General features: G+C 68.2%; 13 protein-coding genes. 8 read left to right on the top strand and 5 right to left on the bottom strand.

The genetic code is table 11. From position 1 onward, the window contains the following. Positions 1-50: 50 nt before the first annotated feature. From ubiB to KF889_29920, 3 genes are read right to left on the bottom strand one after another with little or no spacing between them, the layout of a single operon-like run. Complete coding sequence (gene ubiB, locus KF889_29930; protein ID MBX3503683.1) at positions 51-1,574, bottom strand: 2-polyprenylphenol 6-hydroxylase; 1,524 nt, start codon at positions 1,572-1,574, stop codon at positions 51-53. 10 nt (positions 1,575-1,584) lie between these two features. Further along, a complete protein-coding gene (gene ubiE / locus KF889_29925; protein MBX3503682.1) occupies positions 1,585-2,346 on the bottom strand; it encodes a bifunctional demethylmenaquinone methyltransferase/2-methoxy-6-polyprenyl-1,4-benzoquinol methylase UbiE in 762 nt (253 codons plus the stop codon). Between the two features lie 48 nt (positions 2,347-2,394). Next, a complete protein-coding gene (locus KF889_29920) occupies positions 2,395-3,405 on the bottom strand; it encodes an endonuclease/exonuclease/phosphatase family protein (GenBank protein ID MBX3503681.1) in 1,011 nt (336 codons plus the stop codon). Positions 3,406-3,476: 71 nt separating this feature from the next. Here KF889_29920 and mutM point away from each other — a divergent pair, with 71 nt between their 5' ends. The 5 genes from mutM (at position 3,477) to dnaA (ending at position 8,238) form a co-directional block, all read left to right on the top strand. Then, positions 3,477-4,316: a bifunctional DNA-formamidopyrimidine glycosylase/DNA-(apurinic or apyrimidinic site) lyase gene (gene mutM / locus KF889_29915; GenBank protein MBX3503680.1), complete on the top strand. Its 840-nt coding sequence runs from the start codon at positions 3,477-3,479 to the stop codon at positions 4,314-4,316. 28 nt (positions 4,317-4,344) lie between these two features. After that, complete coding sequence (locus tag KF889_29910) at positions 4,345-5,136, top strand: enoyl-CoA hydratase (protein ID MBX3503679.1); 792 nt, start codon at positions 4,345-4,347, stop codon at positions 5,134-5,136. A gap of 267 nt (positions 5,137-5,403) precedes the next feature. After that, positions 5,404-5,676: a 30S ribosomal protein S20 gene (gene rpsT / locus KF889_29905; protein MBX3503678.1), complete on the top strand. Its 273-nt coding sequence runs from the start codon at positions 5,404-5,406 to the stop codon at positions 5,674-5,676. 552 nt (positions 5,677-6,228) lie between these two features. Beyond that, positions 6,229-6,696 carry a rhodanese-like domain-containing protein gene (locus tag KF889_29900; protein ID MBX3503677.1) on the top strand — a complete coding sequence of 156 codons (468 nt, stop codon included), beginning with the start codon at positions 6,229-6,231 and terminating at the stop codon, positions 6,694-6,696. A gap of 102 nt (positions 6,697-6,798) precedes the next feature. Beyond that, positions 6,799-8,238, top strand: a complete 1,440-nt coding sequence (gene dnaA, locus KF889_29895; GenBank protein MBX3503676.1) for a chromosomal replication initiator protein DnaA — start codon at positions 6,799-6,801, stop codon at positions 8,236-8,238. Between the two features lie 352 nt (positions 8,239-8,590). On the opposite strand, the gene KF889_29890 is transcribed toward dnaA, so the two are convergent. Next, positions 8,591-8,821, bottom strand: a complete 231-nt coding sequence (locus KF889_29890; protein ID MBX3503675.1) for a DUF1674 domain-containing protein — start codon at positions 8,819-8,821, stop codon at positions 8,591-8,593. Positions 8,822-8,934: 113 nt separating this feature from the next. Here KF889_29890 and htpX point away from each other — a divergent pair, with 113 nt between their 5' ends. Beyond that, entirely contained in the window at positions 8,935-9,879 is a 945-nt protein-coding gene (gene htpX, locus KF889_29885) for a zinc metalloprotease HtpX (protein ID MBX3503674.1), read from the top strand. On the opposite strand, the gene KF889_29880 is transcribed toward htpX, so the two are convergent. After that, positions 9,876-11,594 (bottom strand): ABC transporter ATP-binding protein/permease, encoded by a 1,719-nt coding sequence (locus tag KF889_29880; GenBank protein ID MBX3503673.1) that lies wholly within the window; start codon positions 11,592-11,594, stop codon positions 9,876-9,878. The two genes, htpX and KF889_29880, sit on opposite strands and share 4 nt — an antisense overlap. A 69-nt stretch (positions 11,595-11,663) precedes the next feature. Between KF889_29880 and KF889_29875 the strand changes: the two genes are divergently transcribed. Together KF889_29875 and hisB are read left to right on the top strand one after the other, a co-directional pair. Further along, on the top strand, positions 11,664-12,977 hold the full coding sequence (locus KF889_29875; protein MBX3503672.1) for an MFS transporter: 1,314 nt from the start codon (positions 11,664-11,666) through the stop codon (positions 12,975-12,977). 694 nt (positions 12,978-13,671) lie between these two features. After that, positions 13,672-14,277 (top strand): imidazoleglycerol-phosphate dehydratase HisB, encoded by a 606-nt coding sequence (gene hisB, locus KF889_29870; protein ID MBX3503671.1) that lies wholly within the window; start codon positions 13,672-13,674, stop codon positions 14,275-14,277. Positions 14,278-14,283: the final 6 nt, after the last annotated feature.

Genomic DNA, 14,283 nt, shown 5'->3' with positions numbered 1-14,283 from the left:
CGCGCGGCGTGCCGCCGGAATCGATGACTGGTCCAGAATGGACGGAACGCTCAGCGCCACCACGCCAGCGCCGCCGCGAGCAATGCCAGCGCCGCCAGCACGCCGCTCCAGGTCGGCCGCCCCATGCTCCAGCGCGGCGGGGCGAGGCGTTGCAGCTCGACGCGACGGCGCTCGTTCTCGGCCAGCTTGTCGAGCGTCTGCAGCAGGCGCGGCACGCGGCGCACGCCCTCGAGCGTCTCCGCCGCAGCGCGCTCCAGCCGCGCGCGCGGGCCGAAATGGCGGCGCATCCAGTCCTCGATCAAGGGCCGCGCCAGCTCCCAGATGTTGACCTCGGGATTGAGCTTGGTGCCCATGCCCTCGGCCATCAGCATGGTCTTCTGCAGCAGCAGCAGTTGCGGCTGCGCCGCCATCTCGAAGCGCTCGGTGACGCGCAGCAGCTGCGCCAGCAGACGGCCGATCGAGATCTGGTTCGAGGGCTTGCCGAAGATCGGCTCGCCGATCGAGCGGCAGGCCTGGGCGAACAGCTCGACCGACTGGTCGAGCGGCACGAAGCCGGCGCGGAACTGCACCTCGGCCACGGCCCGGTAGTCGCGGCGCAGAAAGGCGATGAGCAGCTCGGCGAGATAGCCGCGCGTGTCGGCGTCGACCCGGCCCATGATGCCGAAATCGACCGGCACGATGGTGCCCGAGGGCTCGACGAAGGCGTTGCCGCCATGCATGTCGCCGTGGAAGAAGCCGTCGCGGAACACCTGGTAGAAGAAGGCCTCGGCGCTCTTGCGCAGCACCTCGTTGACGTCGTGGCCGGCCGCCAGCAGCCGCTCGCGCTCGCCGATCGGGATGCCGTCGATGCGCTCCATGGTCAGAACCCGCCGCGCCGAGAGATCCCAGTAGATGCGCGGCGTGCGGTAGCCCGGCTCGTCGACGAAGTTCTCGCCCAGCTCCTGCGCCGCGGCGGCCTCCATGCGCAAATCCATCTCGGTGCGCGTCACCTCGGCGAAGGCGCGCACGGTCTCCACCGGCTTCAGCCGGCGGAATTGCGGGCGCGCCACCTCGACCAGCTCGGCCAGCCAGTAGAACAGGTCGAGATCGCGCGCGAAGGCGGCCTCGATGCCCGGCCGCAGCACCTTCACCGCGACCTTGTCGCCGGCGATGGTCTCGGCGTAGTGCACCTGGGCGATCGAGGCGGCGGCGATCGCCGCATCGTCGAAGCGCGCAAACAGCTCGCCGATCGGCTTGCCCAGCTCCAGCTCGATGGTGCGTCGCGCCTCGGCGCCGGGAAACGGCTGCAGGTGATCGACCAGCTGGCTGAGATCAAGCGCGACCTGCTCGCTCAGCAGATCGGCGCGCGTCGACAGCGCCTGGCCGAACTTGATGAAGCTCGGCCCCATCTGCGACAGCGCCGCCGCCAGCCGCTCGCCCGGCCGGCGCCGATCGCCGCGCCGGCGCACCAGCCGGGCGATCGCCACGACGCTGGGCACCACGCCGACAACCTCGAGCGGAAACAGCGCGTCGTGGCGCGCCAAAGTGTAGGCCAGGCGCGCCAGGCGCAGCGAATTGCGCAGCGGCCTGATCATCCGGCGCCGCTCATACGCGCCAGCCGCCGTGCAGCGCCACGATGCCGCCCGACAGGTCGCGCCAGCCCACCTGCGCCAGCCCGGCGCGCTCCATCATCGCCGCCAGCTCGCGCTGCGGCGGGTGGCGCTGGATGCTTTCATGCAGGTAGCGGTAGGACTCGCGATCGCCGGCGACCAGCCCGCCGATGGTCGGCAGCATGGTCGCCGAGTATCGCTCGAAGATCGCCGCCAGGGCCGGCAGGCTGACCCGGCTGAACTCGAGGCAGAGAAAGCGCCCGCCCGGCCGCAGCACGCGCCGCGCCTCGCCCAGCGCCTGCTCCATGCGCGTGACGTTGCGCAGGCCGAAGGCGATCGTATAGGCGTCGAAGCTGCGATCCGGGAAGGGCAGCGCCTCGGCGTCGCCGGCCACCCAGGCCAGGCCGTGCAGCAGGTTGCGGTCGACGGCGCGATCGCGCCCGACCCCCAGCATGGTGGCGTTGATGTCGCAGACCGTGATGTCGGCGGCCTTGCCCAGCCGGCCGGCGATGCGAAAGGCGATATCGCCCGTGCCGCCGGCGACATCGATGAAGCGCATGCCCGGACGCGGCGCCAGCCGGTCGACCAGGGTGTCCTTCCAGAGGCGATGCACGCCGAACGACATCAGGTCGTTCATCAGGTCGTAGCGCCGCGCAACGCTGTCGAAGACCTGGCGCACCAGGCCGGCCTTTTCCGCGACGGGCACGTCGCGCAGGCCGAACGGCGCCGTGCCGGACGGGTCGGTCTCCCCACTCATGCCTTGGATATAGACCGCCGCCGGGCCTGCCGCCATGCCACCCAAACCTCAGCCGCTGCGGCCGATTGGGCTGAGCTCGATCACCAGCGGCCGATGGTCGGAACCGAAGAACGGTCCCAGGCGGCGCTCGTGGATGCGCCAGGTCGGCGACAGCAGGACATGGTCGATCGGCAGGCCCAGGCCCGGCCAGCGCGAGAACCAGGTCGGGCGCGTCCAGCGCGGCCGCAGGGCAGGCTGCGTGGCGCTGTCGAGCAACCCGGTGTCGTCGAGCACGCGCCGGAAGGCCACCGACCACGGCGTGGCGTTGAAGTCGCCCATCAGCACGACACGATGGTTCTCGGCGATGCGCCTCCGCGACACTTCGGTGGCGACGCCGAGCATCCTGTCGCGCCGCGTTGGTGCCACGCCGACGAAGCCGCCCGGCAGCGCCGGCCGCACCGCGTGGAGCGCGACCAGCGACATGCAGGCCCCGGCCCAGCCATCGAGATCGGCGCCGGGGCAGATCAGTGCATCGAGGATCGGATACTCATCGCCGAGCGGCTCGTGGAAGCGCAGTTCCCGCGGCGCCCAGCGGCTCAGCATCAGGACCTCGAAGGCCGAGCCGCGCGGAAAGCGGGTGTGGTGGGGCCAGCGCGCGCGGGCGCGCTCGACCGACCGAACATGCCGGGCCGAGAGCTCGGTGAGCACGACGAGGTCGGCCCGGGCATCCTCGAGCACGGTGTCGAGCGCCTCGCCCGAGGTCGACCAGTTCTGCAGATTGGCCCACAGGATGCGGATCGGCTGCGGACCGGATTGCGGCGGCAAGGCCGATGGCGGCCAGAGATAGGGCACCGTGCTCCAGCCCAGGGCCAGCGCCAGGAGCAACGATCCCAGGCCGGCCACACACTGGCGCAGGACGGCGCCCAGCGCCGCCGCCGCCAGGCAGGCCGCCAGCAGCGCCGGCTGGAAGTGGCTGTAGAGCTCGATCTCGGTCATGAAGCCGCCGGCGAGCGCCAGTCCGGCGACGAGCCACAACGCGCCGAGAACGAGACGGAGGATCGGCGGGAGCGTGCGGCGCATCGGCAGGGAGTGTGCTATGGCGGGCAGCCCTATAGCATCCCCTCCCCTGATCTGTCGTCCGCGCACCAGCCATGCCCGAGCTACCCGAAGTCGAGACCGTGATGCGCGGCCTGGCCCCGCGTCTGGAGGGGCGGCGCATCAGCAGGCTGATCCAGCGGCGCAAGGATCTGCGGGTGCCGATGCCGGCGAGGTTCGCCCAGCGCGTCGAGGGCCGTCGCGTGCGCCATCTGGAACGGCGGGCGAAGTACATGCTGTGGCGGCTGGAGGGCGGCGAAACCATCGTCGTGCATCTGGGCATGTCCGGCCGCATGGCCCTGGTGCCCGCCCGTGAGGCCAACGCCAGGCCCTTCGACGCGCACGACCATGTCGTGTTCGAGACCGACGATGGCTGGCAGATCCGCTTCAACGATGCGCGTCGCTTCGGCCTGGTGCTGCTGATGAGCGATTCGGAGGTCGCCAGCCACAAGCTGTTCGCCGGGCTGGGCCCCGAGCCGCTGGACGAGAGCTTCGACGGCATCGCCCTGGCAGCGCGCCTGAAAGGCAAGCGCACGCCGATCAAGGCGGCGCTGCTCGATCAGCGCGTGCTGGTCGGCGTCGGCAACATCTACGCCTGCGAGGCGCTCTATCACGCCGGCATCTCGCCCCGGCGCTCGGCCCACACCGTCAGGGAAGACCGCGCCATCAGGCTGATGGCGGCGATCAAGGACGTGCTCGCGCGCTCGATCCACGATGGCGGCTCGACCCTGCGCGATCATATGCAGCCCGACGGCGAGCTGGGCTACTTCCAGACGCGCTTCTCGGTCTACGACAAGGAAGGCGCCCTGTGTCCGACGCCGGATTGCGGCCGTGCCGTGCGGCGCATCGTGCAGTCGGGACGCTCGACCTTCTATTGCGCACGCTGCCAACGCTGAGTCGTCTTGGAATCAATACCACTTCGCCATGGAGGGACGCGTGGCCGCCTACGAGAACATCACCACCGAAACCAAGGGCCGCGTCGGCATCGTTCGACTGAACAGGCCGCAGGCGCTCAACGCGTTGTGCGCCGCACTCGTCAAGGAGCTGGGCCAGGCGCTCGATGCCTTTGAAGCCGACGCCAATATCGGCTGCATGGTGCTGACCGGCAGCGACAAGGCCTTCGCCGCCGGCGCCGACATCAAGGAGATGAAGGACCAGTCCTACCAGGACGTGTTCATGAAGGACTTCATCACCGTCGGCTGGGAGCGCGTGAGCCAGGTGCGCAAGCCGATCGTCGCGGCCGTCGCGGGCTACGCCCTGGGCGGCGGCTGCGAGATGGCGATGATGTGCGACTTCATCATCGCCGCCGACAACGCGAAGTTCGGCCAGCCCGAGATCACGCTCGGCACCATTCCCGGCGCCGGCGGCACGCAGCGCCTGCCGCGCTTCGTCGGCAAGTCCAAGGCGATGGACATGGTGCTCACTGGCCGCATGATGGACGCCGCCGAGGCGGAGCGCTGTGGCCTGGTGAGTCGTGTCGTGCCGCTTGCCGATCTGATGGCCGAGGCCATCAAGACGGCGGAGAAGATCGCCTCGATGTCGCTGCCCGCGACCATGGTGGCCAAGGAGTCGGTCAACCGCGCCTTCGAGACCACGCTGGCCGAGGGCGTGCGCTTCGAGCGCCGCACCTTCCACGCCACCTTCGCCTTCGAGGACCGGGCGGAGGGCATGGCCGCCTTCGCCGAGAAGCGCAAGGCCGCCTGGAAGCACCGCTGACTTCCTTCCCCCGGAGGGGGAAGGTGCCCGAAGGGCGGAAGGGGGATGTCGAAGACGGCCTCCTGCGTTCGTCCTAGACATCCCCCTTCCGTCAGCGCTGCGCGCTGCCACCTTCCCCCTCCGGGGGAAGGTAAAAGACCCGCAAAACCGGGCCTTTTGGCCCCGTTTTCCGGTCCCTTGACGCCATCCGGGGCCATCGTTATAAGCCGCGCTTTCGTCAATCGACCCAGACTTTCATGCGGGCGCCGCCCGCCGGATGGAACGAGCATGGCCAACCACAAATCCGCCGAGAAGCGCGCCCGCCAGACCGAGCGCCGCACGGCCGTCAACCAGTCGCGCAAGGCGCGCATCCGCACCTTCGTGCGCAAGGTGGAGGAGGCGATCGCCAGCGGCGACAAGGCGGCGGCCGAGGCAGCGATGCGCACGGCGGAAAGCGAGCTGGCACGTGGCGCGTCGAAGGGCGTGTTTCATCGCAACACGGTCGCGCGCAAGACGTCGCGACTCGCCGCGCGCGTGAAGGCGGTCGGCGCCTCCGCCTGAGCAGGCGATCCGCTCTTCAGCGAGACCAGACGCCGCTTCGACGAAGCGGCGTTTTCTTTTTCCGGCCGCGTAATCTTCGCGCGCGCGGCTATCCACACAGTATCCACCCGCCCTGTTCACAGCGCTTGATCGCGCAATTTGTCTGTCGCGTGTTGGACGCTCGCAAGATGTTGGAGCACGTGTCGAGCGGCTCCGTTGAATCGGTTCGCGCAACTCCTCGACAGCGCGGATGTCAACCGCGAGCACGGCGGAGGGCATGGAAAAAAATCCGTCACGACTTCGTCGCGAATCATTGCGGCGCTCGGATGCCGTCGCTAGTGTCGATCTCGTTCGCAGGCAATGCGTGGGGTATGGCCTAGCGGATCGGGTCGACGGAACACCGTCGAGACAACAAGCGCAAACCGAAGACTGGAGGACAGTCGGGCCACGTATCGTCACGGAACATCAGTTCCATCGTGTCGATCGCAAGCACGAGTGTCCAAGCTTTCGAGAGCCGCCGCCGATCCGCAACGCCGCTCCCACGCACAGTGAAGACTCAGCAGGTGGGAGCGAATGCCCGACGCGCAGGATCTCGAAGGCCGTTACAGCATCGCACCCGCCACAGGCTACGCGGGCGATGTCTCGCCGCAGACCGCGTGGCGGATGCTGAGCGAACTGCCCGACGCGATCCTCGTCGATGTCCGCACCGCGGCGGAGTGGAACTTCGTCGGCTTTCCCGATCTCTCCTCGCTCGGCAAGGATCTGGTCGAGATCGAGTGGCAGGCATTCCCGGCGATGAAGGTCGATCCGGATTTCGCCGCCAGGCTCGACCAACGTCTGGGTGGCCGGCGCGAGACGCCCGTGCTGATGATCTGCCGCAGCGGCGCACGCTCGGCCGCGGCCGCCGCGGTCATGACCGCCGCCGGCTACGCCAGCAGCTTCAACGTCGCCAATGGCTTCGAAGGGCCGCTCGATCCCTCGGGGCGACGCGGCAGCGTCGCCGGGTGGAAGGTCGACGGATTGCCATGGCGTCAGAGATGAGGGAGGACATCGCAATACACGGATAGGTCGAGTTAGTAGTTCCGTAGTCCGCAGCAGGGAAACGAACACATGCCGGAAAACGGCCAAGTGACGGGGATAGGCATGGGCGACCGTTCCAGGGGGACTTTCGATGCGCAATGGAGACGGGTGCAGGAGCGCCTGCAGCAGGATGTCAGCGAGAAGGCTTACAAGACATGGCTCGAGCCGTTGCGGCTCAGCGAGGTCCGCGACGGCCGGCTGAGGCTGGCGACACCGACGCGCTTCATGCGCGACTGGGTCGTCGGTCACTATCTGGATCGCATCCAGGCCTTGTGGACCAGAGAGAATCCGGAATTGCGCGTCGTCGAGATCATCGTGCAGCCCGCCGCTTCGGCCGGGCGCAAGGGACCCGAGCTGGCCGACACCCCCTCGGTCGAACCGGGTCCGCTGCCGGCGACGGCCAACGGCCATCCCGCCGTGCTGCCGATGCCGCGCACCGGCCCGCCGGTGTCGCGATCGACGGAGCGCGTCTATGACGACCTGGTCGGCCAGCCCGACCCGCGCTTCTCCTTCGACAGCTTCGTCGTCGGCAAGCCCAACGAGTTCGCCTACGCCGCCGCGCGGCGCGTGGCGGAAACCGACGCGCCGACCTTCAACCCGCTGTTCCTCTACGGCGGCGTCGGCCTGGGCAAGACGCACCTGATGCATGCGATCTGGCACGCCGTGCGCGGCCGCGATCCGCAGCGCCGCGTGCTCTACCTCTCGGCCGAAACCTTCGTGAACCGCTTCATCCAGGCGCTGCGCACCAAGAACACGCAGGGGTTCAAGGAGCAGTTCCGCGGCGTCGACGTGCTGATGATCGACGACGTCCAGTTCATCTGCGGCAAGGACACCAGCCAGGAAGAGTTCTTCCATACCTTCAACGCGCTGGTCGACCAGAACCGCCAGATCGTGCTGTCGTCCGACAAGTCGCCGGCTGAGCTCGAGGGGCTGGAGGACCGCGTGCGCTCGCGCCTCCAGCACGGCCTGGTCGCCGACATCCACGCCACGACCTACGAGCTGCGCCTGGGCATCCTGCAGAGCAAGATCGAGCAGGCCGGCGTGCGCATCCCCGATCGCGTGCTGGAATTCCTCGCGCACAAGATCGCCACCAATGTGCGCGAGCTCGAAGGGGCGCTGAACCGCGTCGTCGCCCATGCCACCCTGGTCGGGCGCGACACCACGCTGGAGACCGCGCAGGAGGTGCTGCACGACGTGCTGCGCGCCGCCGACCGGCGCGTCACCATCGAGGAGATCCAGCTGCGCGTTTCGCAGCACTACAACATCAAGATCGCCGAGATGCACTCGCCGCGCCGCTCGCGCTCGGTGGCGCGGCCGCGCCAGGTGGCGATGTATCTCGCCAAGCACCTGACGCAGGCGAGCCTGCCCTCGATCGGCCGCAAGTTCGGCAATCGCGACCACACGACCGTGATGCATGCGGTCAGGAAGATCGAGGAGCTGCGCGGCAGCGACAACGCGATCAACGAGGACGTCGAGCTGCTCAAGCGCATGCTGCAGGGCTGAGTTCGGCCTCACCCGACAACCTCTTTGTCATCCCGAGCGCAGCGAGGGATCCAGTTGCAGCCTGGATCCCTCGCTGCGCTCGGGATGACAAAGTGGGCCCCAAAAAAAGAGGGCCGTCGTTCCGGGGGGAGTTGGAACGACGGCCTAAAGCCTCTTGCGAGGCTAGAACGTGGCTTGGGGGAACCACGTTCGGGGGAGATACGAGCCTGAGATAGGGGCCTCGGGTGGCCGGTGCTAGACCCAAATGGGGCGTTTCTGTGATATTTTGGTCACACCCATGTGAGAGGCGGCTCTTCGGCCTCAGAAAACAAGAAGTTGCCGATGAGTCCTGCCGCCTGATCGTCACTGACGACTAGAAATCCGTAACCTTGCCGTTGAATTGCCAGTCGCCGTAGCGAGTTGGCTCGGGTCCTGGTGGCCCCCCGATCTCGGGAACCGCCGGCGGCGTGGCCGCGGAGGATACCTTTGCGCCGTCGCCCGCGCCGGCAACAGGTTTGGCTGCGGCGGGTTTGGGCTTCGCGGTTTCGACGCGATGCTCCGCGAACGGCGTCGCGGCTGGCTTGGCATCATCGGGCGAACTCATGAGAAAAGGATATGGCCCTGACCAGCATGGGGACAAGTCCTTGATCGCAGGGCGCGATCCCTTATCTCTGATGAGTCTTGCGCCGGCTGTCCGGCGCGCTGTTGGAGGACTGGATGAACTGGTTTCGGACCGGCCTGCTGCTGGCGGCGCTGACCGCGCTGTTCCTGGTCGTCGGTCAGGTGCTGGGCGGGCAGCAGGGCATGATCGTCGCCCTGGTGATGGCGATCGGCATGAACTTCTTCGCCTACTGGTTCAGCGACAAGATGGTGCTGTCGATGAGCGGTGCGCGCGAGGTTTCGCCGCGCGACGCGCCGCAGTTCCACGGCATCGTCGCCCAGCTCGCCGAGCGCGCGCAGCTGCCGATGCCGCGCGTCTACATCATCGACAGCGACCAGCCCAACGCCTTCGCCACCGGGCGCAATCCCGAGAACGCCGCCGTCGCGGCGACCACCGGCCTGCTCAACCAGCTGAGCCGCGAGGAGGTCGCCGGCGTGATGGCGCATGAGCTCGCGCACGTGAAGCATCGCGACATGCTGACCATGTCGATCGCCGCGACCCTGTCGGGCGCCATCGGCATGCTGGGCACGCTGTTCATGTTCTCGGGCATGTTCGGCGGTCGCTCGGGGGATCGCGGCCACCCGCTCGCGGCGCTCGCGCTGATGATCCTGGCGCCGCTGGGCGCCACCCTGGTGCAGATGGGCATCAGCCGCAGCCGCGAGTACGAAGCCGACCGGCTGGGTGCGGAGATCTGCGGCAACCCGCTGTGGCTCGCCTCGGCGCTGGCGCGCATCGAGAACAACGTGCGCGGTGGCGTGCCCAACCACCAGGCCGAGCGCAATCCGGCGACGGCGCACATGTACATCGCCAACCCGCTCTCGGGCGGCGGCCTGCGCAGCCTGTTCTCCACGCACCCCGCGATGGAGGACCGCATCGCGCGCCTGCAGGCGATGGCGCAACGCCAAGGGCCGGTGTCCGGCGGCTACGCCCCGGCGCCGGCGGCGACCTCGCCCTGGGGCACGCCGCGCCAGCAGCCGCGCCAGCGCGGTCCCTGGGGCTAAGCCGGCACGAACTGGCCCGTCCCGCCCTCCTCGCGGCGAAGGGCCAGCACGCCGTCGTGCCACTGCCTGAGCGACGATCGATGTCCGATGGACACTATCGTCGTCTGCGGCAGCCGTTCGCGCAGCAAGCCGTAGAGCAGCGCCTCGACTTCCTCGTCGACCGATGCGGTGGCTTCGTCGAGGAACAGCCACTCCGGCTTGTAGAGCAGCGCCCGCGCAATGGCGAGGCGCTGCTGCTCGCCCGGCGACAGGCGCTGGCCCCAATGCGCCACCTCATCGAGCCGACCCTCGAGATGGCCCAATCGCACCGCATGCAACGCCTCGCGGATGTCGGAATCGTCGGCCTCTGACGCCGGATCGGGATAGCGGACCGCATCGCGCAGGGACGCGATCGGCAGGTATGTCTTCTGCGGCAGGAACAGCACCCGCGCACCCTCGGGCACCCGGATCCTGCCCGACCCGAACGGCCAGATGCCCGCCAGCGCACGAAACAGGGTGCTCTTGCCCGATCCCGACGGCCCCATCACCAGCGTCCGCGAGCCTGGCGTGAAGGAGAAGCTCGCGCCCTCGACCAGCCGTCGATCGTTGGGCAGCGCGAGCGTCAAGCCCTCCACCGCGACGCCCTGCGCAGCGTGATCCTGGACCACTTCGGGTCCGCCGTCCTTGGCGACCGCCCCCTCCACGGCGGCGTGGAAGCCGCGCAGGCGGTGCATCACGGCGCGCCACTGCGCCAGGCTGGCGTAACTGTCGATGAAGAACGAGAGCGAGCCCTGAACCTGGCCGAAGGCGCTGCTGATGCGCATCAGGACGCCCAGGGTGATGGCGCCGGCAAAGAAGCGCGGGCTGGCGACGACGAAGGGGAAGATGATCGCGACCTGGGAGTAGAACGACGAATAGGCGACCAGCCCGAGCTGGACCCTGACGATTCGCCACCACGTATTGAGCACGTAGTCGAAGCGCTGGCGCAGGGCCGGCTCCTCGTGGCGCTCGCCCGAGTACAGCGCGATCGCCTCGCCGTTCTCGCGGGTGCGCACCAGGTCGAAGCGGAAATCCGCCTCCACCTTCTCCTTGAGGAAGTTGAGTCCGATCAGCCGCCGGCCGACCAGATGCGCGAGAAAAGTGCCGGCGGCCGCATAGAGGATCGCCACCCAGACCATGTAGGCCGGAATGGTCACCTCCTGGCTGGCCAGCACGAACGATGCCGGGCCCGACAAGACCCACAGGATGGAGACGAACGAGACGAAGGTGACGATCGAGCTGAGCAGGCCGAGGCTCAGCGACACGGAGTTTCCGATGAACAGCCGGATGTCCTCGGAAATGCGCTGGTCGGGGTTGTCGGCGCTGCGCTCGAGCTCGATGCGGTAGTAGGCGCGATGCGAGAACCAGCGGGCCAGATACTGCCGCGTCATCCATTGGCGCCAGCGCAGCTGCAGGGCGTACTCGCCGAGATACTTCAGCATGTAGACGGCGATGTAGATGAAGGCGAGGACGGCGAAGTACCGGAGCTCGACGAAGAACGCGGTCTGATCCCTGGTTTCGAAGGTGTTGTAGAAGCGACCGTTCCACTCGTTGAACAGGACGTTGATATAGACGAGGCCCAGCGTCAGGCCGATCACGACCACCAGCAGCCCGAGCGCCAGCCAGCGCTCCTCGGAGGTGAAGTAGGGCCTCGCCAGAAACGCCAGATCGCGCAGGAATTCTCTTGTTCGCTTCATGCCGGTGCCCTCGGGGGTCAGAACGATCACTGTAGCCCACCGCACGCTTGCGTACTAAGACCCGCGCCGATGAGCGATCCGCAGACCCTTCCCGCCGACGATCCACTGGCCGCGCGCCGCGTGGCGCTCATGGTGCTCGACCGCGTGCTGCGCGCCCGCCAGCCGTTCGACGATACCCTGGCGGGCCACGGCGACTTCCTGCGGCTTCAGCCGCGCGACCGCGCCTTCGTGCGCCTGCTGGTGGCCACCACATTGCGGCGGCTGGGCGAGATCGACGCCGCGCTGGGCCGCCTGATGGACAAGCCGCTGGTGCCGCGCGCCCATCTCGTGCGCGGCGTGCTGCGCCTGGGCGTGGCCCAGCTCGCCTTCCTCGGCACGCCGGCGCATGCCGCCGTCGACACCGCGGTCAGCCTGGCCGCCACGCTGGAGAGCGGCGCCTACAAGGCGCTGGTCAACGCCGTGCTGCGCCGGGTCGCGCGCGAAGGCGAAGGCCTGTGGGACGGCGCCGACCGGCTGTGGCTGAACTGTCCGGCCTGGCTCTGGGATTCGTGGATCGCCACCTATGGCGAAGCGACGGCGCGCGCCATCGCCGCGGCCCATCTCGTCGAGGCACCGCTGGACATCACGCCCGGGGCCGAAGGTGCTACATGGGCCGGGCGCCTGGACGCGCGGCTGCTGCCGACGGGGACTTTGCGCCGCGCCGCCGGTGGTCGCATCGAGGAGCTGCCGGGCTACGCCGAGGGTGCCTGGTGGGTGCAGGACGCGGCCGCTGCCCTGCCGGCCCGGCTGCTCGGCGATGTGGCGGGCCTCAGCGTCGTCGATCTGTGCGCCGCGCCGGGCGGCAAGACCATGCAGCTCGCCGCATCGGGCGCGCGGGTGATCGCCGTCGATCTGTCGACGAAGCGCCTGGCGCGCGTCGCCGAGAATCTCAAGCGCACCGGGCTTGTCGCCGAGCTCGTGGCCGCCGATGGCGCGGCGTGGCGGCCCGCTTCGCCGCCGGACGCAGTGCTGCTCGATGCGCCGTGCAGCGCCACCGGCACGTTGCGCCGTCATCCCGACATCGCCTGGCTGAAGAGCGCCGACGATGTCGGGCGTCTCGCCGCGGTCCAGGCGAAGCTGCTCGACTCGGCGATCGCCATGGTTCGCCCCGGCGGCCTCGTCATCTACGCGGTCTGCTCGCTGCAGCCGCAGGAAGGACCGGTGCGCATCGAGGCGGTGCTGAGCGCTCACATCGTAGAGCGGGTGCCGATCACGGCGGTCGATGTACCGGGTCTCGCCGAAGCGATCACACCAGAGGGCGATCTGCGCACCCTGCCGTCGATGTGGCCCGATTGGTCGGGAATGGACGGGTTTTATGCTGCACGCCTGCGGCGAATGCATTAAGGCTCTTTCCGCAGCATTCAACACACCGCGCACGCAGAGTGATCAACGAACAGAATCAGGCATCTAAGCTTGTGATTTGACTCTGGAGATCGGATTCGTTACATACATGTAGCCTGTATTTTCAGGCATATGAGAGATGGCTCAGGCTATCTGCATGAAGCGTAGCGTTTAGTGCTTTGAGCTTGCCGGGCCTCCATTTTCGGCTCGGGTATTTTGACGCAAGGCATAGGAAGGAACTGATAGTACCGATGCACTGATCGCGGCTCGTGTTCAGCGAACCGTGACCGTTGAAATCCCCGGACCAGCGTCCCATTCGTCCCGGCGACTACCCATCGTCCGGCTGCGAGGGAAGCTTGTGCTCCACCCGGACCGCCTTCTCTGACTCTCCTCTCAGGCGGCCGGCATGTGGCTGGCAGGCAACGACGGATGGGACGCCCTCCGGGCCTTCGGTTCTTCCTGCCCCGAATTCGATCCGCGACCAGGTTCGCGTGATCCCGGAGCTGCTTCGGCCAGAGTTGCCTCGGCCAGAGTTGCCTCGGCCAGAGTTGCCTCGGATCGCGTGCCGGGGCGGGACATGTATCCAGCCACCCTACCATGTCCCCCATCGGCGCGCGGTCCGAGGCGCCACGGGCTTTGTGGCTACACCGGTAGCGCTCTGTTATAGGGACGCCTGCTTTCGCCCGCGAGGAGTCCCATGTCCAGCGCGCCCGCGCCCCGTGTCGCCACGGTGGCGCGCAAGACCAAGGAAACCGATATCGAGGTGTCGATGAACCTCGATGGCTCGGGCACGTCCGATGTGCAGACCGGGATCGGCTTTCTCGATCACATGCTCGACCAGCTCGCCAAGCACGGCCTGTTCGACATCAAGGTGCGCGCCAAGGGCGACCTGCATATCGATTTCCACCACACGACCGAGGATGTCGGCCTGGCCCTGGGCGAGGCGCTCAGCAAGGCGCTGGGCGAGCGCAAGGGCATCCGCCGCTACGGCGCGGCCATCATCCCGATGGACGAGACGCGCACCGACGTGGCGCTCGACGCCTCCAACCGGCCCTACCTGATCTGGAAGGTGCAGTTCTCCAAGCCGAAGCTGGGCGAGATGGACACCGAGCTGTTCAAGGAGTGGTTCCAGGCCTTCGCCCAGATGGGCGGGCTCACGCTGCATGTCTGGAACCAGTACGGCGAGAACAACCACCACATCGTCGAGAGCTGCTTCAAGGGGCTGGCCCGTGCGCTGCGCCAGGCGGTCGAGATCGACCCGCGCGCCGCGCAGACGGTCCCTTCGACCAAGGGCGTGCTCTAGCCGCCC

It is taken from the genome of Alphaproteobacteria bacterium, assembly GCA_019635875.1.
GTDB lineage: Bacteria > Pseudomonadota > Alphaproteobacteria > Reyranellales > Reyranellaceae > JAFAZJ01.
The sequence above is the reverse complement of the archived record's forward strand: the minus strand, read 5'-3'. Positions and strand labels throughout refer to the sequence as shown.

Coding starts and splice junctions, on each gene's coding strand:
- KF889_29880 (MBX3503673.1), bottom strand. CDS start 11,594: ATGAAGCGAACAAGAGAATTCCTGCGCGATCTGGCGTTTCTGGCGAGG.
- htpX (MBX3503674.1), top strand. CDS start 8,935: ATGAACTGGTTTCGGACCGGCCTGCTGCTGGCGGCGCTGACCGCGCTG.
- KF889_29910 (MBX3503679.1), top strand. CDS start 4,345: ATGGAGGGACGCGTGGCCGCCTACGAGAACATCACCACCGAAACCAAG.
- ubiB (MBX3503683.1), bottom strand. CDS start 1,574: ATGATCAGGCCGCTGCGCAATTCGCTGCGCCTGGCGCGCCTGGCCTAC.
- dnaA (MBX3503676.1), top strand. CDS start 6,799: ATGGGCGACCGTTCCAGGGGGACTTTCGATGCGCAATGGAGACGGGTG.
- ubiE (MBX3503682.1), bottom strand. CDS start 2,346: ATGAGTGGGGAGACCGACCCGTCCGGCACGGCGCCGTTCGGCCTGCGC.
- KF889_29900 (MBX3503677.1), top strand. CDS start 6,229: ATGCCCGACGCGCAGGATCTCGAAGGCCGTTACAGCATCGCACCCGCC.
- hisB (MBX3503671.1), top strand. CDS start 13,672: ATGTCCAGCGCGCCCGCGCCCCGTGTCGCCACGGTGGCGCGCAAGACC.
- mutM (MBX3503680.1), top strand. CDS start 3,477: ATGCCCGAGCTACCCGAAGTCGAGACCGTGATGCGCGGCCTGGCCCCG.
- rpsT (MBX3503678.1), top strand. CDS start 5,404: ATGGCCAACCACAAATCCGCCGAGAAGCGCGCCCGCCAGACCGAGCGC.
- KF889_29920 (MBX3503681.1), bottom strand. CDS start 3,405: ATGCGCCGCACGCTCCCGCCGATCCTCCGTCTCGTTCTCGGCGCGTTG.
- KF889_29890 (MBX3503675.1), bottom strand. CDS start 8,821: ATGAGTTCGCCCGATGATGCCAAGCCAGCCGCGACGCCGTTCGCGGAG.
- KF889_29875 (MBX3503672.1), top strand. CDS start 11,664: ATGAGCGATCCGCAGACCCTTCCCGCCGACGATCCACTGGCCGCGCGC.